Here is a 16,836-nt window from a genome sequence, read left to right as displayed (position 1 = left end):
CGCGAATGTCCCGCGTCACCACCCCTGACGACCGGCCGCCGCCTGCCACGGCGATCGACGACAACGCATCAGTCGAATCACCGGCAGACCGCATGCCGAATCACTTGAGCTCGTCAAGCGCCAGATTGAGCCGGACCACGTTCACCGTGGACTCGCCGATGAAGCCGAGCCCACGACCGGTGGTGTACTTCCGGACCAGATTCTCGACCTGCTCCTCGCTCAGACCGCGCTCCTTGGCCACGCGCTTGACCTGAATGGCCGCGTATTCGGGGCTGATCTCCGGGTCGAGTCCGGAGGAGGACGCGGTGACGGCGTCGGACGGCACGTCCTTGACGCTCACGCCCTCGCGCTTGGCGATGGTCTTGCGCAGTTCCGTGGTGGACTTGACGAAATCGGCGTCGGCATGGCCCTTGTTGGTGCCGGCGGACGCGGCCGCGTAGTAGCCCTGGCTGTCCTCGTCCTTGTTCGGGTCGGATGCCGCCGAAGGACGGGACTGGAAGTACTGGGGCAGCGCGTCGCCGTTGGCGTCCGTGAAGGACTGGCCGATCAGCGACGAGCCGACGACTTCCCCCTGCGCGTTGGTAATCATCGAGCCGTTGGCCTTGTCGGGCATGCCGAGCTGGCCGATGCCGGTCATCACGAACGTGTAGACGATCACGATGACGGTGAAGACGATCACCGCCTTGAGCCCGGCCCAGTAGGCGCGCAGGTTCAGCGAAATGGTGTTCTTCATGACAATCACTCTTTCCTAATCGCTCTTCGGATCAGAAGCCCGGGATCAGACGGACGAACAGGTCGATGATCCAGATGCCGACGAACGGCGCAATGATGCCGCCCAGGCCGTAGACCTTGAGGTTGCGGCCCAGGATCTTCTCGCTGGCCTCGGCGCGGTACTTGACACCCTTCAAGGCCAGCGGGATGAGCAGCACGATGATGATCGCGTTGAAGATGATCGCGGAGAGCACGGCGGACAGCGAGCTGTGCAGACCCATGATGTTGAGCACGCCCAGACCCGGGAACTTCTCCATGAACATGGCCGGGATGATGGCGAAGTACTTGGCCACATCGTTGGCGATGGAGAACGTGGTCAGGGCGCCGCGCGTGATGAGCAGCTGCTTGCCGATGGCCACGATGTCGATGAGCTTGGTCGGGTCGGAGTCGAGGTCGACCATGTTGCCGGCCTCCTTCGCGGCCGACGTGCCGGAGTTCATCGCCACGCCGACATCGGACTGGGCGAGGGCCGGGGCGTCGTTGGTGCCGTCGCCGGTCATGGCGACGAGCTGACCTTTGGCCTGCTCCTTCTTGATGTAGGCGAGCTTGTCCTCGGGCTTGGCCTCGGCGATGAAGTCGTCCACGCCGGCCTCCTTGGCGATGGCCTTGGCCGTGAGCGGATTGTCGCCGGTGACCATGACGGTGCGGATGCCCATCTTCCTGAGGTCGGCGAAGCGCTCCTTCAGGCCCTTCTTGACGACGTCCTTCAGCTGGACGACGCCGAGCACCTTGGCCTCACCGTTCGCGTGCTGCTCGGCGACGACCAGCGGCGTGCCGCCTTGGCCGGAGATGGCGGCCACGCGGTCATGCAGGGCGTCCCTCACCTCGGTGGTCATGGTGCCGCCTTCCCTGTCGATCCATGCCTCGACGGCGGAGGTGGCACCCTTGCGGATGCGGTCGCCGTTCGGCAGGTCGAGGCCCGACATGCGGGTTTCGGCGGTGAACGGCACTGCCACGGCTCCCGGCACCTCGTCCACGTCGAAGCCGTCGGACTTGGCGAGTGCCACGATCGACTGGCCTTCGGGTGTGGCATCGGCCAGCGAGCTCAATGCGGCCGCCTTGACGATGTCGTCATGATCGATGCCGGGCAGGGCGTGGAATTCGGAGGCCTGACGGTTGCCGTAGGTGATGGTGCCGGTCTTGTCGAGCAGCAGCGTGGTCACGTCGCCTGCCGCCTCGATGGCGCGGCCGGAGGTGGCAAGCACGTTGCGCTGCACCAGACGGTCCATGCCGGCGATGCCGATGGCGGACAGCAGGGCGCCGATGGTGGTCGGGATGAGGCAGACGAGCAGGGCGACCAGCACCGTCAGGCTCACGGAGGCGCCCACCGCGGAGGCCTGCGGGTTGATGCACAGCACCACCACAAGGAAGATGATGGTCAGGGAGCTCAGGAGCACGTCCAGAGCGATCTCGTTCGGGGTCTTTTGGCGGTTGGCGCCTTCGACCAGGGCGATCATCTTGTCGACGAAGCTTTCGCCGGGCTTCTGGGTGATGCGCACCACGATGCGGTCGGAGAGCACGCGGGTGCCGCCGGTCACCGAGGAGCGGTCGCCGCCGGATTCGCGGATGACGGGTGCGGATTCGCCGGTGATGGCGGATTCGTCCACGGAGGCGATGCCGGAGATGATGTCGCCGTCGCCGGGGATGAGCTCTCCGGCGGAGACGACGACCACGTCGCCGAGCTTCAGGTCCGAGCTGGGGACCTCCTCGATGTAGGACGGGCCCTCACCGCGCTCGGGGGCGCGCACGTCAGGGTCGTTCTTCTCGTCGTAGCCCTTGACCAGACGGGCGGGCGTGGTGGTACGGGTCTTGCGCAGCGCGTCTGCCTGCGCCTTGCCGCGGCCCTCGGCCACGGCCTCGGCGAGGTTGGCGAACAGCACGGTGGCCCACAGCACGATGGCCACGATCCAGGTGAAGTAGACCGGCTCGCCATCGGTGAGGGCGGTGTCGAACAGCTGGCACACGCCCAGCAGGGTCAGGAACGCGGCGCCCACCCACACGATGAACATCACGGGGTTGTGCCACATGTTGCGCGGGTCGAACTTGCGGAACGCATCCGGCAGGCTCTTGCCCAGCATCGCGCCCAACGACTGCTCGTTGGACTTCTTGACGTCGTTCGCGATGGAAGTCGCGCCGTTGTTGACGTCGTTCGCGGTTGCGGAAGTCATATCAAGCCACCAAACCTTCTGCCAACGGTCCCAGAGCAAGCGTCGGGAAGAACGTCAGCGCGGAAATCAGGAAGATAACGAACACCAGCAGGACGACGAACAGACCGTTGTCGGTCTTCATCGTGCCGGCGGTCACCGGCACCTTGTCCTGCTTGGCAAGCGAACCGGCCAGCGCGATCACCAGGGCGATCGGCAGGAAACGGCCGATGAGCACCGCCAATCCCAGCGTGGTGTCGAGCCACGGGGTGTCGGCGGTGAGTCCCGCGAAGGCGGAGCCGTTGTTGTTCGCGGCCGAGGTGAAGGCGTAGACGACCTCGGAGAAGCCGTGGTTGCCACTGTTGTTGAGCGACGTGTCGAAGATCGACTGACGTGCGAACGGCACGGCGAAGCTCAGGGAGACGCCCACCACCACGGTGATCGGCATGACGAGGAAGTACAGCGAGGCCATCTTCATCTCGCGCGGGCCGATCTTCTTGCCGAGGTATTCCGGCGTGCGGCCCACCATGAGGCCGGCGATGAACACGGCCACGACGGCCATCACGAGGATGCCGTACAGGCCCGCGCCCACGCCGCCCGGGCTCACCTCGCCGAGCATCATGTTGAGCATGTAGATCATGCCGCCGAGTGCGGTGTACGAGTCGTGCATCGAATTGACGGCGCCAGTGGAGGTCGAGGTCGAGGTGGTGCCGAACAGGCCGGACCACACGATGCCGAAGCGGGTCTCCTTGCCTTCCATGGAACCACCGGTCAGGGAGGTGATCGGGTCGCTGGCGAAGGATTCGGCGGTCACCACGGCGAAGAAGCTGATGCCGAAGATGATGACCATCGCGCCGAGCAGCGCGTAGCCCTGCCGGATGTCGCCGACCATGCGGCCGAAGGTGCGGGTCAGGGCCACCGGAATGGCGAGCATGAGGAGAATCTCGATGAGGTTGGTCCACATGTTCGGGTTCTCGTACGGGTGCGACGAGTTGGCGTTGAAGAAGCCACCGCCGTTCGTGCCGAGCTCCTTGATGACCTCCTGCGAGGCCACCGGGCCCTGCATGATCTTCTGGGTGCCACCGGCGACGGTGTTCACGTCCACGAACCCGGCGAAGTTCTGCGCCACGCCGAGCGCTATCAGGATGATGCCCATGACGATGGAAATCGGCAGAAGGATGCGCATCGTGCAGCGGGTCAGGTCGACCCAGAAGTTGCCGATGGTCTCCGACCTGCGCCACGCGAACCCGCGCACGAGCGCCACGGCCACGGCGATGCCCACGGCCGCGGACACGAAGTTCTGCACGGCGAGGCCGGCGAACTGCACGGTGTAGCCGAGCGTGACGTCCGGCGAATATGACTGCCAGTTGGTGTTGGTCACGAACGAGGCCGCGGTGTTGAACGCGAGCGGGCCCTGCACGTTCGGGAAGCCCAGCGAGAACGGCAGCCACTGCTGCACGCGCTGCAGCAGGTAAAGCACCAGCACGCTCATCAGGGAAAACCCGAGCACACCGCGCAGATACGCCTTCCAGGTCTGGCCTTTCTTGGAGTCAACGCCGACGACCTTGTAGATCCACTTCTCGAAGAAGAGGTCCTTGTCGGTCGTGAACACGTTGAACATGTAATCGCCCAGCGGCTTGTAGATCGCCACAAGGATGATGGCAATCAGCGCGAATGCCATGATCGCAAATACATATACCATGTGATGAACCTTTGATTCCTAAGATCTCTCAAGTACAGTCCGGTATGGTTCAGAACTTCTCTGGCCGGCACAGGGAATAAATCATGTAGGCGATTCCCGCGATAGCCAGCACGACACCCAGCACAGTGAAGAACGTCGTCATAGCTTGTCCACCCACTTTCCGAACAGGTCGAACAGCACGAAGACGACCACCGTGCCCGCAACGTAGGCAACATCTACCCACCAAGGCATGTCATTCTCCTTATCATCGAACAAACCCGGTGCCGTGTTCCGCCTCCCGCTAGGGGCCGCGCGACATCGTCATCGGGTCATTGCGATTCCTCATCGTATGGAGCGAGCGGTCAGGACGAGGCGGTTTTTACGGGTTGCATATGTGCTCGGGGGCTCCGCGCGGCGATTCCTAACGCTTTGCTAACACCGGTTATCCGGCCGGCCCGTACACTGGTTCACGGACCTGAATATATGGAGCTTGTATGGCTGACTGCCCCATCACCGATGTGATCTTCGACTTCTGCGGCGTACTGCTTGATTGGGACACCCGCGCCTGCCTGACCGGACACTTCCCGGACGACGTGGTCGCGGCGATCTGCGCGACCGCATGGACAAGTGCGGCGTGGGCCTGCGCACGGCGTGGTTCATGCGCCGTCGCATCATCGAGTGCATCCAACGCTACAACCCCTCGTTCAACGCCGTCGCCGGCGACCGGGTGGAGATCGACGAGACGTACTTCCGCGACAGCTACAAGGGCTACCGCAAGGGCACCATGCCACGTCCCGCCCGCAAGAGCGGCAAGAAGGCCGCGAAACGCGGCCTGAGCAAGCAGCAGGTGTGCGTCGTCACCGGCATGTGGACGGAAACCTCGGATCGGTTCCTCTGCGATGCCGTTCAGCCCCTTGATGCGGGCAGTTTTCCACGACGTGCAAAGGGGAAACTTATCTTAGCCATGCCGATTGGCGTTCCCGCTGACATGTTCGACAAAATGGCCTTCGATGGCGGCGAAGCCGAAGAGCGCATGGTCCCGCACACCAATACAATCATTAGGGAAAGTAACACACTGGAGACAAAATGAACGATTTCAACCCCGACCGAATCGAACTGGCTCGTGAATGCCGGGGTTGGAACAAGAAGGAATTGGCGGGCATCAGCGGTCTGTCCGCGTCGCGCATCTCCAATTTGGTCAACAGAAAGACTCGATTTACCGAATCCGACGCGGAACGATTGGCCTTCGTAACCGGGTTCCCTATCGGATTCTTTGTGCTCCCCGATCAGTCGGTGCCCGTCGATCAGCTTACGTTCCGTAAGCTGGCCAAGATGAAATCCTCTCTGGCCAATCAGGCCATAACGGAATTTCAACTTCTCCTGGATACAGTGACGAAGCTCGAATCGATGACTCACGCCTGCCCGGAACCTTTGTGGCTTAATGGCATTGCCCCGCGTATAGATCCCTCCCTTGCGGACATAGAACGTCTCGCCGGTGAAGTCCGAACCGTCTGGGGGCTGTCTTCTCACGGGCCGGTGAAGGACGTCACACGCAGTATGGAGAGAAGCGGTATTCTTGTTGTCCCTCTAGCGGCGCCGATTAGCGATTCAACAGCAGACGGAGTCAGCAGCCCCTCCGTTCCTCATGCTAAGCACGTAATCGGATACTTTCCCGAAGAAAAGCCCGGAGACCGACAACGATTCACTGACGCGCACGAGCTCGGGCATCTTGTGCTTCATCGTTTTAGGAGACCCAAGGACCATCGAAGTCTGGAATTTGAGGCCAATGCTTTTGCCGGCGCCCTGCTTATGCCAGAAGAGGATGCACGTGCTTCAATTTCTAAATTCACATCGCTGAATGCTCTTGCAACACTAAAGGCGGAGTGGGGAGTATCCATAGCCGCCCTTATTGCACGTGCCGGTCGATTGGGCATATACGATGCGGAACGGCAAAAATCCTTGAGGATTCAGATGGCGAATCGCAAATGGAACAAGCAAGAGCCGATAGCAGTAAAGAACGAGCATCCGACCCTCTTTAAACAGGTGCTCGCTAGCGCCTTCAGCGACGTACGCGATTACAGACACCCTGCAGTGTCCATCCAAGCCATTGAAGGGTTCCTTGGATTGCCCGCTGAATTAGTGAATCATTGGTGCGGCGATGATTTGCGGCTTGTTGACGGTTTTCCCATTGAGGGCGCGGTTGTCTGACGACTCGTTTAGCCAAAGATGGCTGGAATGCTATCGCAACATTCCAGCCATCTTATGCATTGCCCCCTGTAGGGACGATTGCAGTTTATCAGCTGCCGGTCACTTAAGTGGCTCTTCCGATTTTGGTGTGTAAGGGCCGTGCGGTTTCATTCGGTGTGTGATTGAAAAAGTGAAGGAAACCGCGCGGCTTGGTAACGAGTCTAGCGCGTTCGACGGCCGGGTCCTGCTCGGTCTGGACAGACTGCGCCTGAATCCCGTCTCGCAGAGGCACGTGGTGTCGGGCTCGCGGGCGGGAGTGTGGCTGATCGGCTGCGAGCCGGCGGACGGGACCGCCCGGTATTGCCGGGAATGCGGGGCCATGGGTCGGGTCCGTTCCTCGTGGCGGCGCCGGCTCGCGCACACGCCCGTCGGTCAGCATGCCGTGCACCTGCTGGTGCGGGTCAGACGGTACGAGTGCGTGGCGTGCGCCCGCTCGTGGACCGACGACCTGACCCACATAGCCGACGGGGGACGGCGGCTGACGGACGCGGCCGTGTGGTGGGCGGCGGCGGAGGTGGTGCTGAAGTCGAAGAGCGTGCTCGCCTGCGCGCATGACCTGCACTGCTCGTGGGGCGCGTTGAACCGGGCCGTGTTGGAGAAGGGCGTGAACGTGCTGGCCGCGGACCCGCGCCGGCTGGACGGCGTGGAGTCGATCGGCGTGAACGAGAATGTGTGGCGGCACACCCGCACCGGCAACCGGTACGTGACCGTCATCGTGGACCTCACCCCCAGAAGGACGGGCCGGCCGGCGCGGCTGCTCGACATGGTCGAGGGCAGGAGCGAGAAGGCGTTCGCCCGATGGCTGGAGGAACGCCCGCGATCGTTCCGGGACGGCGTGAGGGAGGTCGCGATGGACGCGTTCGCCGGATACAGGAAGGCCGCCGCGCGCCAGGTGCCCCGCGCCGTGGAGATCCTCGACCCGTTCCACATCGTCAAGCTCGCCGGCGACAGGCTCACCGCAGTGCGCTGCCGGCTCCAACGCGAGGCCACGGGCCGGCGAGGCCGGCGCGACGACCCGCTCTACAAAGGCAGGAGGAACCTATTGAAGACCGCGCGGCTCCGGACCGACAAGCAGCAGGCGCGCATCGACCTGCTGCTCTCCGATCCCGCGAACAAGCCGCTCGCCCTCGCGCACGGTGCCTACCAGAAGATCATCGACTGCTACGCGCAGGAGGACCGCGGGAAGGGACGGGGCATGATGGCCGAACTCATCGAGTCCCTCGCCGTCAGGGGCGCGGCGCCCGGATGCCCCGAACTCGCCACGCTCGGCCGCACCCTCAAACGCCGCATGACGGACGTCCTCGCGTTCTTCGACCACCCCCACGGGACGAACGGGCCCACCGAAGCCATCAACGGACGCCTCGAAACCCTCAGAGGCATAGCCCTCGGCTTCCGCAACCTCGACAACTACATCACCCGAAGCCTGCTCCACACCGGCGGATTCAGACAAGCCATCCAAGCCCACCTCTAAACCACCGCCCATACACACCAAAATGCGAAGAGCCACTTAAGTGTGAGATACCGTCGTCTTGCAAATCTCGGGTTATGCTGTAGTAAAACCCTTTACTAAAGTTTGCGGGGAGGATGTCATGGCCACGCTCAAGGAGGTCGCGGAACGGGCCGGGGTGTCGCAGAGCACGGTGTCGCGCTTGCTGAACGACCCGTCGTTCTCCATCAAGGAGGAGACGCGGCGGCGCGTGCTGCGAGTGTGCGAGGAGCTGGGATACCGCAACGTGTTCCGTCCCGCGATCGCTGTGCTGGACGCCCCTCCGTCCGGGGAGGAGCTGCAGGACGCATACTTCTCCGATCTGCGGAAGGTTCTTGCGGAGTGTGCGGGGTCGATGGAATTGGACCAGCCCACGTTCATCCGGTCCATACATGAGCTGACGGAACGCGCGGCGGAGTTCGATGGGTTTATCACCGTGGGTGCCGCGGTGTTTCCTGAAGCGGACCTGCGCGCCCTGCATGCGGTGCTCCCGCATGGCGTGTGCATCGACACGAATCCGGCACCGCACCTGTTCGACTCCGTACGGCCCGATCTGTCGCAGACGATGCTGGATGCCTTGGACGCGATGATCGCGGCGGGCCGCAGACGCATCGCGTTTCTCGGTGGCGTGGGCAGCATCATGGGCACGCATGACTATCCCGAGGATATCCGCGAACTGTCGTTCCGCCAGTGGGCTGCGCACTTGGGATTGGAAACGGACGGATTGGTGTATTCGTCCGGCACGTTCACCGTGGAGAACGGTTATCGTCTCGCGGAGCAACTGGTGGCCGATCATCGTGAGGCCGGCAGCATGCCCGATGGTCTGATCGTGGCTGCCGACGTGCTCGCGGTGGGGGCGTTGCAGGCGTTGAACGCACTGCGCGTGGCGGTTCCCGACGAGTTGGCCGTGGTGAGTGTGAACAACCAGTCAATCGCCCGGTACACGTCGCCGTCGCTGAGTTCGTATGCGATTGATCAAAGGGAGTTGGCCCGTATGGCGTTCTCCACCTTGATTGATGGGTTGAAGCATGAGCGGCGGGTGCGTCGTCACATCCTGCTGACGACCGAGCTGGTGCCGCGCGCAAGCTTCGTTCCTCAGGCGTAAGACGTCGTCTCGAAGACGGGCGGCACCGGTGTCGATTTTGCTGGAAGGAGTTTACTTCAGCTGGCGGCCGGCGCACCAGACGTGTTGGGCGGTCCAGTCGGTGGGGTCGAGGAGGTTAAGGTCGGCGGCGTATCCGGGGGCGATCAGGCCGAGCGGCGCACCAGTGACGGGGTTGAGCCTGTCGAATCCGAAGGCGCGGGCCGGGGTGAGGGTGGCGGCTTCGACGGCGGCGACCGGGCTGAAGCCGAGTTCGTTGACCGCGCGCTGAACCGCGACCTCCAACGTCAAGGTGGAGCCGGCGATCGCACCGTTGGACACGAGCCGTGCATGGCCGTCGATGACGTTCACGTCGAGTTCGCCGAGCTTGTACGCGCCGTCGGGGCAGTCGGTGGCGGCCATGGCGTCGGTGACGAACGCGATGCGGTGAGGCGCGAGGCCGAAGCCGAGCTTGACCATCGGGTTCTGCACGTGGAAGCCGTCGTTGATGAGCTCGATGGTGACGCGCGGGTCCTCGACGGCGGCCGGGATGGGGCCGGGTTCGCGGTGGTGCAGGCCGTTCATCGCGTTGAACATGTGGGTCATGATGCCGGCGCCCGCGTTGAAGCCGGCCTGGGCGGTCTCGTAGTCGGCGTCGCAGTGGCCGACCGCGGGCACCACGCCGGCGGCCGCGAACTGCTTGATGGCGCCGATGCCATGCTCCAGCTCGGGGGCGATGGTGATCTGGCGGATGCAGCCGAGCTTGCCGGCGGCGGGGTCGGCGCCCGAGGCGTCGAGCATGCGGTCCACGAGTTCGGGCACCGGGTCCTTGAGGCAGTTCGGGTCGTGCGCGCCCTTGCGCTTCAGGGCGAGGAACGGGCCTTCGAGGTGGCAGCCGAGGATGTCGGGGCGGGTGGCCATCTTCTCGTGCACGGTGCGGATGTTGCGGCAGATCACGTCCATCGGGTTGGTGATGAGCGAGAGCACCTGGCGGGTGGTGCCGTGGACCGCGTGGCCGGCGCGGGCCACGTCGATGCCGTCGGGGCCGTCGTCGAAGCTCTTCTCCCAGGCGCCGTGGGCGTGGATGTCCACGTAGCCGGGCGTGAGGATGCGGCCGGCCGCGTCGATGACCGCGTCGTTGGAATCAGCTGGAACGGCCGGGTCGATGCCGACCGTGCGGCAGGCGTGCTCGAACGCCTCCTCGCCGGTACCGTCCGCGGCGGCGAAGCCCGTGGCCACAATCACGCCACGTGCGTCCGAAACCACCCAATACCCCGATTGTTCGCCGCAGGCGTCCACCTTGCGCGCCCCGCGAATCGCGACCGGCTTGGCCTCGCCTTCCAACGCCGCCGTCACGCGGGCGACGATCTCATCTCTGTCCTGCGTCATGATTTCCTTCCTGCATATGGGTTCGGGCTCCCTCTTGGCGAAGCAAGAAGGAGCCCGAATCGTTCGTCTGCCGATCAGATGCCCTGCCAGGCCGGCTTGTGGGCGAAGGCGTAGCGGTAGTAGTCCTTGTGACGCAGACGGCTCGCGGCCTCCTCGTCGATGATGATCGTGGCGTGCGGATGCAGCTGCAGCGCGGAGGCCGGGCAGAACGCGGACACGCCGCCCTCGACGGTCTCCTCGATGGCCTCGGCCTTGCCCGCGCCGAACGCGAGCAGCACGAGGTGACGGGCCTTCAGCACCGTGCCGATGCCCTGCGTGATGCAGTGGGTCGGCACCTGGTTGATGTCGTTGTCGAAGAAGCGCGCGTTGTCGATGCGGGTCTGCTCGGCCAGGGTCTTCACGCGCGTGCCGGACGCCAGCGAGGAGCCGGGCTCGTTGAAGCCGATATGGCCGTCGGTGCCGATGCCGAGGATCTGCACGTCGATGCCGCCCGCGGCCTCGATCGCCGCGTCGTAGGCCGGTCCGGCGGCGGCGATCTTGTCGCCGTCCTCCAGCGGGGCGCCGTTCAGCACGTCGCCGGGCACGTGGACCTTGGCCGGGTCGAGGCCGAGGGGCTCGACGACCGTGCGGTGGATGGTGGAGTGGTAGGACTCCGGGTGGGTCAGCGGCAGGCCCAGATACTCGTCCAGCGCGAAGCCGCGCACCTTGGAGACGTCGATGTGCTCCTCGTGCACAATCTTGGCGAGGGCGCGGTAGGCGGCCAGCGGGCTGGAACCGGTGGCCAGACCCAGCACCGCGTCCGGCTTGGCCTTGATGAGGTCCGCCACGCAGCGGCCGTAGATCTCGCCGGCCTCCTCCTCGTTCTTGACGATGATCACTTCAGCCATGATTGATTGCCTCTTTTCCTGTGGATTGTGTTTGGGAAATGTATATATACGTGTACGGGCGGCGGCATGGTGGTGCATGCCGCCGCCCGTTGCCGGTCAGATGAGTTCGAGGTCCACGTCGAGGGTGAGCGGCCTGCCGGCGGACAGCTGGTAGGCCGTGTGGACGGGGGCTCCCCAGGAGTCGTCTCCGCCGACTCCCATCTGGGCCGCGAGCAGACGCAGGTAGTTGTGGCGCGGCTCGGGCAGGTCCTCATGGCGGCGCGCGGCTTCGATCGTGTAGGTGTTCCAGGGCAGCAGGCTGGCCGTGAAGTGACGGTCGCCGCGTTGGGTGACGCGCAATCCGTGGCCTTGGATGTCGGTGGCTTCGAGCCAGCGGACGTCCTCGTGGCTGCCGGTTTCCTGCACCATGAGATACGGTGCCATGCTCGTCTTCGCGGTGGCGTTCCAGATGCCGAGCTTGCCGCCCTGCTTGCGGTCGCGGTAGGTCTCCTCGGGGCCGGGGCCGTAGTAGCGCAGGTGCTCGTATTCGCCGGGCAGTTCCCATTCGACGCCGAACGCGGGCAGGCTGGCCGCACCGGTGGCTCCGCCGGGGTATTCGACGGTCAGTCGCATGCGCATGTCGGCGGTGATGCGGTAGGAGACCGTCACGGGCGTGTGGTCCGGGTCGGCGAGCTCGTACCGGTATTTGGCGGTGAGCCCTCCGTCGTCGGATTGCGCGATGCTCGTATCGGTCACGACGGCGTAGCGACCGGCCGCGAACCATGCGGCGCGGTCGAATCCGGAACGGTTGCCCCGGTCGTTGTCAGTCAGCGGGCGGAAAGTGACGAGTTCGGGGCGTCGGATGACCATTTCCCGGCCGTCCCGCTTCCAGGAGACGATGCCTCCCTGGGTGCGCGACAGGAGGATTTCCTCGTCGTCGCGGCGAATGCCCGCGTTCCATCGGCCGAGCGTGACCGTCGCACGGCCGTCGTCGTCATGATCGGTCTCGGTGATGTCCCGTTCGGGGTTGAGTGTGCCGGTGAGCTGGCCGAACGCGAGCTCGTAGCCGGCCGGCGCCCATGCGGTGGCTTCCGCGGTCAGGAGATCGACCTCGTAGGTGACCTCGCGCGTATTCCCGTCCGTGTCGATGTCGGGGAAGGCGATGTCGTGGCGCTGGGTATCTCCGGCGTCCACGTCGAACCGGTAGTCGGCGTGCCAGATCTCATGCCCGTCTTCGAGGAGCCGTGCGGCGAACACGTAGCCGTCGGTGCCGGCGAACAGGTTGCGGTTCTCGATGGTCACGCCGTGTCCGTCGGGGGTGAGCTTGACCGGCGAGTACAGCTGCTTGACCTCCTGCGCCTTGGGGCTGGGCGTGCGGTCGGCGAACACGATGCCGTTGCCCACGAATTCGTAGTCGGTCGGCCGGTCGGCCCAGTCGCCGCCGACGCTGAGACGTTCGCGCCCGTCGGGCAGGCGCTGGACGAGTCCCTGGTCGATGTAGTCCCAGATGAACCCGCCGGAGTAGCGCTCGTACTGTTCGAGGTCGATGAACTCGCTCAGACCGCCGCACGAGTTGCCCATGGCGTGCATGTACTCGCAGCTGACGAACGGCTTGTTCGCCTCGCCCCGTTCGTCGCCGTGTTCGAGCCAGTCGCGGATTTCGTCGGGCTTGGCGTACATGCGGCTTTCGAAGTCGCTGATCCCGTCGTAGGCGTGGTTCCAGTTGACGCCTTCGTAGTGGACGGGGCGGGACGGGTCGAGCCGGTGCGCGTGCGCGCTCATGGCCTTGAGGACTTCGCCCGCGTAGGATTCGTTGCCCAGCGACCAGACGAGCACGCTGGGATGGTTGCGGTCGCGCAGGATCATGCTGTCCAGCCGGTCGATGCACGCGCCAAGCCAGGCCTCGTCGTCGCCGGGGACGGAGGTGCCCACGGGGATGTCGCCGGGGCTGTTCCAGCTGCCGTGGGTCTCCAGGTTGGTCTCGTCGATCAGGTAGATGCCGTATTCGTCGCACAGCTCGTACCAGCGGGACTGGTTCGGGTAGTGCGAGGTGCGCACCGCGTTGATGTTGTGGCGCTTCATGAAGCGGATGTCCCACAGCATGTCCTCTTCGGTGACGGCACGGCCGCGCCGGCAGTCGAACTCGTGGCGGTTGACGCCGCGGAACACGAGACGTTTGCCGTTGAGCTTGAGGATGCCGTCCTCGATGGCCACATGCCGGAAGCCGATGCGGGTACGCGCGGTCTCCAGGACCTTGCCGTCCGCGTCGAGCAGGGTGACGGACAGCTCGTACAGGTCGGGGCGTTCGGCGCTCCAGGGGGCCGCGTCGTCGATCTCGGCCTCGGCGTGCAGCGTTCCGGCCGCTTCCGTGGCGGTGCGCCAGACGACGGCGCCGTTCTTGTCCCGCAGTGCTAGGTCGGCCGTCGCGGCGTTCGCGGCGCCGTCGATCAGTACGTCCAGCGAAAGCGATCCGATCGACGTGGCGGGCTCCCAATCGGCCCCGGCGTGGATGTCGGAGACATGGGCGGCGGGCCTCGCATTGAGCTCGACGGAGCGGAACAGGCCGTGCAGACGCCAGAAGTCCTGGTCCTCCAGCCAGCTCGCGCTCGAATACTCGTAGCAGGCGACCGCCAGCACGTTGCCGTCCTTCCTGATGACGTCCGTCACGTCGAACTCGCTGGGCGTGAAGGAGTCCTCGGCGTATCCGACGAACGCGCCGTTGAGCCACACGTAGATGGCGGTGGCCGCGCCCTGGAAGGCGAGCGTCACCGTACGGCCCTCGCGGATGGCCTGGGCGACCGCGCCCTCCGCGGAGAACTCGCGTCGGTAGACCGCCACATGGCCATGCTCGGGGATGGCCGGGGCCTTCGGGTCCTCGTGACCGTCCCACGGGTACTGCACGTTCACGTACTGCGGGGCGAGCAGCCCCGCGGTCTCCAGATGCGAGGGCACCTGCACCCGGGAGAACGACGAGTCGTCGAAGCCCGGCGCGGCGAACAACGGCGACACGTCGCTGATCCAATCCGGCCCGTCGCTCGTCCCGTCGGGGAAGCTGTTCGCCGGCGCCGTCTCGACGCGGACCCGCCATTCGCCGTCGAGGCTCTGCTTAAGATCCGTGCCCTCGCCGCCGGAGGGGGCGTGCGACCAGCATGCATGGTCGGAATGGGCGTCGAGCCGGTGGGCCGCGTACACGCGCGGGTCGGCGAGCCATGCCGTCGTCGGCATGGACGGGGAGACGATCGGATCGCCGTTCTTCCGCTGATCGTCGGTTGTGTTCATGATGTCCTCGCTTTCGCATCGGATTGCGTCGCGTCGTTGCCGCCGCAGTGCGGGAGCCTCCGAATGTGACTCCTTGCACAATGATGATAAAGATATTTACTAATTTACGCAACTTCTTGCGCTTGTCCCGACTGCGACCGCAAGAACAGCGGAAAGCCGTTACTTATCAACGATAATCCGGTCTCCGACCACTGCTAGCGCCCGCGCGGCGTGTTGGATTGGCGAACATGAATCGTTGGCATTGCTTGCGACACGCGGTAAAGTTTTTTACTTTTTCAAGAAAGTCCTATACTCGCGTCTTGCGGGATCGGAGCTGTTCCCGCGCACGGATTCTTTACAGGTCGCAAGGAGGCCACCACACCATGAGCGGATCCACCACACAGCGCACGGCGACGCCCGGACAGCCGCAGGCCGTGCCCACCAGGAACATGGGGCAGAAGATCGCATACGCGTTCGGCAACCTGGGCCAGGCCGCGTTCTACAACACGATGAGCACGTTCTTCATCACGTTCGTGACCACCGCGCTGTTCATCGACGTGGACAAGACGCTGGCCGCGCGCCTCATCGCGGTGATCACCGGACTCGTGGTGGTCATCCGCATCGCGGAGATCTTCCTCGACCCGCTGCTCGGCAACCTCGTGGACAACACGAACACCCGCTGGGGCCGGTTCCGTCCCTGGCAGTTCATCGGAGGCCTCGTGCCCGGCATCCTGCTGATCATGGTGTTCACCGGCCTGTTCGGGCTCGTGGACGTGAACACCGGCGTGTTCATGGTCCTGTTCGTCATCGTGTTCATCCTGCTGGACGTGATCTACTCGCTGCGCGACATCTCCTACTGGGGCATGATCCCCGCGATCTCCTCTGACTCGCACGAGCGCAGCACGTACACCGCTCTCGGCGCGTTCACCGGGTCCATCGGATACAACGGCGTCACCGTCATCGTCGTGCCCGTCGTCAGCTGGTTCACCTGGAAGTTCACCGGCCAATGGGAGCAGGGCCGCACCGGCTGGGCCGCGTTCGCCATCATCATCGCCGTACTCGGTTTGCTCACCGCGTGGAGCGTCGCGTTCGGCACCCGCGAGAACCAGGGCGAGCTGCGCGCCAAGGCCGAGGCCAACGGCAACCCCATCGAGGCGTTCAAGGCCATCGCACAGAACGACCAGCTCCTGTGGGTCGCCCTGAGCTACCTGCTGTACTCCGTGGCCAACGTCGCCACCACCGGCGTGCTCTTCTACCAGTTCAAATACGTGCTCGGCGCCCCGGACAGCTTCTCCATCGCCGGCGTCATCCCGGTCATCACCGGACTGGTCACCACGCCCCTCTACCCGGTGCTCAACCGGCGCATCCCGCGCCGCTGGCTGTACACCGCCGGCATGGCGTTCATGATCGCCGGCTACACGCTGTTCATCATCGCGCCCATGAACCTGCCCGTCGTCATCGTCGCGCTCGTCCTCTTCTACCTGCCCGCGCAGACCATCCAGATGACCGCCATCCTGAGCATGACCGACTCCATCGAATACGGCCAGCTCAAGACCGGCAAGCGCAACGAGGCCGTCACCCTCTCCGTGCGCCCGATGCTCGACAAGATCGCCGGCGCCCTGTCCAACGGCATCGTGGGCTTCGTGGCCGTCGCCGCCGGCATGGTCGGCAACGCCACCGCCGCCGACATGACCGCCGCGAACATCCGCACGTTCAAGACCTGCGCCTACTACCTGCCGCTCGCCGGCATCGTCGCCAGCCTCGTCGTCTTCCTCCTGACCGTCAAGATCGACGAGAACATGCACGACCACATCGTCGAACAGCTCGAAGAACGACTCGCCTCCGAGAACACCGACGAACAGTAAGCAGCCAAAAGTAGCAAGGGAACGGCCCGACGCGAACGGTTTGAACCG

The 16,836-nt window shown here is 64.6% G+C and carries 11 protein-coding genes and 1 pseudogene; 6 read left to right on the top strand and 6 right to left on the bottom strand.

Going from position 1 to position 16,836, the window contains the following annotated elements; genetic code table 11:
* Positions 1-100: 100 nt before the first annotated feature.
* From kdpC to kdpA, 3 genes are read right to left on the bottom strand one after another with little or no spacing between them, the layout of a single operon-like run.
* Positions 101-733: a K(+)-transporting ATPase subunit C gene (kdpC, locus tag G1C97_RS00635; RefSeq protein WP_169240060.1), complete on the bottom strand. Its 633-nt coding sequence runs from the start codon at positions 731-733 to the stop codon at positions 101-103.
* Between the two features lie 31 nt (positions 734-764).
* Positions 765-2,939, bottom strand: coding sequence for a potassium-transporting ATPase subunit KdpB (kdpB, locus tag G1C97_RS00630; protein WP_169240059.1), 2,175 nt, complete (start codon positions 2,937-2,939; stop codon positions 765-767).
* A 1-nt stretch (position 2,940) separates the two neighbouring features.
* Positions 2,941-4,617 (bottom strand): potassium-transporting ATPase subunit KdpA, encoded by a 1,677-nt coding sequence (gene kdpA, locus G1C97_RS00625; RefSeq protein WP_169240058.1) that lies wholly within the window; start codon positions 4,615-4,617, stop codon positions 2,941-2,943.
* 473 nt (positions 4,618-5,090) lie between these two features.
* Here kdpA and G1C97_RS12170 point away from each other — a divergent pair.
* The 5 genes and pseudogenes from G1C97_RS12170 to G1C97_RS00595 all read left to right on the top strand — a co-directional run.
* Positions 5,091-5,210 (top strand): annotated as a pseudogene (locus G1C97_RS12170) (HAD family hydrolase); the annotation flags it as partial.
* Positions 5,211-5,254: 44 nt separating this feature from the next.
* Entirely contained in the window at positions 5,255-5,686 is a 432-nt protein-coding gene (locus G1C97_RS12455) for a hypothetical protein (RefSeq protein ID WP_169240003.1), read from the top strand.
* Positions 5,683-6,804 (top strand): XRE family transcriptional regulator, encoded by a 1,122-nt coding sequence (locus tag G1C97_RS12160; protein ID WP_169240056.1) that lies wholly within the window; start codon positions 5,683-5,685, stop codon positions 6,802-6,804. The genes G1C97_RS12455 and G1C97_RS12160 overlap by 4 nt, the downstream gene beginning before the upstream one ends.
* 223 nt (positions 6,805-7,027) lie before the next feature.
* Entirely contained in the window at positions 7,028-8,314 is a 1,287-nt protein-coding gene (locus G1C97_RS00600; protein ID WP_205832477.1) for an ISL3 family transposase, read from the top strand.
* Positions 8,315-8,432: 118 nt separating this feature from the next.
* Positions 8,433-9,434: a LacI family DNA-binding transcriptional regulator gene (locus tag G1C97_RS00595; protein ID WP_169240054.1), complete on the top strand. Its 1,002-nt coding sequence runs from the start codon at positions 8,433-8,435 to the stop codon at positions 9,432-9,434.
* Between the two features lie 51 nt (positions 9,435-9,485).
* Here the strand turns inward: G1C97_RS00595 and nagA are convergent, their stop codons facing one another.
* The 3 genes from nagA to lacZ form a co-directional block, all read right to left on the bottom strand.
* Positions 9,486-10,799 (bottom strand): N-acetylglucosamine-6-phosphate deacetylase, encoded by a 1,314-nt coding sequence (nagA, locus tag G1C97_RS00590; RefSeq protein ID WP_044088985.1) that lies wholly within the window; start codon positions 10,797-10,799, stop codon positions 9,486-9,488.
* A 74-nt stretch (positions 10,800-10,873) separates the two neighbouring features.
* A complete protein-coding gene (gene nagB, locus G1C97_RS00585; protein ID WP_169240053.1) occupies positions 10,874-11,686 on the bottom strand; it encodes a glucosamine-6-phosphate deaminase in 813 nt (270 codons plus the stop codon).
* 96 nt (positions 11,687-11,782) lie between these two features.
* Positions 11,783-14,944: a beta-galactosidase, LacZ type gene (gene lacZ, locus G1C97_RS00580; RefSeq protein ID WP_169240052.1), complete on the bottom strand. Its 3,162-nt coding sequence runs from the start codon at positions 14,942-14,944 to the stop codon at positions 11,783-11,785.
* 362 nt (positions 14,945-15,306) lie between these two features.
* On the opposite strand from lacZ, the gene G1C97_RS00575 reads away from it, so the two are divergent.
* Complete coding sequence (locus G1C97_RS00575; protein ID WP_169240051.1) at positions 15,307-16,788, top strand: glycoside-pentoside-hexuronide (GPH):cation symporter; 1,482 nt, start codon at positions 15,307-15,309, stop codon at positions 16,786-16,788.
* Positions 16,789-16,836: the final 48 nt, after the last annotated feature.

It is taken from the genome of Bifidobacterium olomucense (assembly GCF_012932375.1).
In the GTDB taxonomy this organism is placed as follows: Bacteria; Actinomycetota; Actinomycetes; order Actinomycetales; family Bifidobacteriaceae; genus Bifidobacterium; species Bifidobacterium olomucense.
The sequence above is the reverse complement of the archived record's forward strand: the minus strand, read 5'-3'. Positions and strand labels throughout refer to the sequence as shown.

What these genes read in the sequence shown, in the direction of transcription:
- G1C97_RS12160 (WP_169240056.1), top strand. Translation starts at nt 5,683, where the DNA reads ATGAACGATTTCAACCCCGACCGAATCGAACTGGCTCGTGAATGCCGG.
- kdpC (WP_169240060.1), bottom strand. Translation starts at nt 733, where the DNA reads ATGAAGAACACCATTTCGCTGAACCTGCGCGCCTACTGGGCCGGGCTC.
- G1C97_RS00595 (WP_169240054.1), top strand. Translation starts at nt 8,433, where the DNA reads ATGGCCACGCTCAAGGAGGTCGCGGAACGGGCCGGGGTGTCGCAGAGC.
- G1C97_RS00575 (WP_169240051.1), top strand. Translation starts at nt 15,307, where the DNA reads ATGAGCGGATCCACCACACAGCGCACGGCGACGCCCGGACAGCCGCAG.
- G1C97_RS12455 (WP_169240003.1), top strand. Translation starts at nt 5,255, where the DNA reads ATGCGCCGTCGCATCATCGAGTGCATCCAACGCTACAACCCCTCGTTC.
- kdpA (WP_169240058.1), bottom strand. Translation starts at nt 4,617, where the DNA reads ATGGTATATGTATTTGCGATCATGGCATTCGCGCTGATTGCCATCATC.
- lacZ (WP_169240052.1), bottom strand. Translation starts at nt 14,944, where the DNA reads ATGAACACAACCGACGATCAGCGGAAGAACGGCGATCCGATCGTCTCC.
- nagB (WP_169240053.1), bottom strand. Translation starts at nt 11,686, where the DNA reads ATGGCTGAAGTGATCATCGTCAAGAACGAGGAGGAGGCCGGCGAGATC.
- kdpB (WP_169240059.1), bottom strand. Translation starts at nt 2,939, where the DNA reads ATGACTTCCGCAACCGCGAACGACGTCAACAACGGCGCGACTTCCATC.
- nagA (WP_044088985.1), bottom strand. Translation starts at nt 10,799, where the DNA reads ATGACGCAGGACAGAGATGAGATCGTCGCCCGCGTGACGGCGGCGTTG.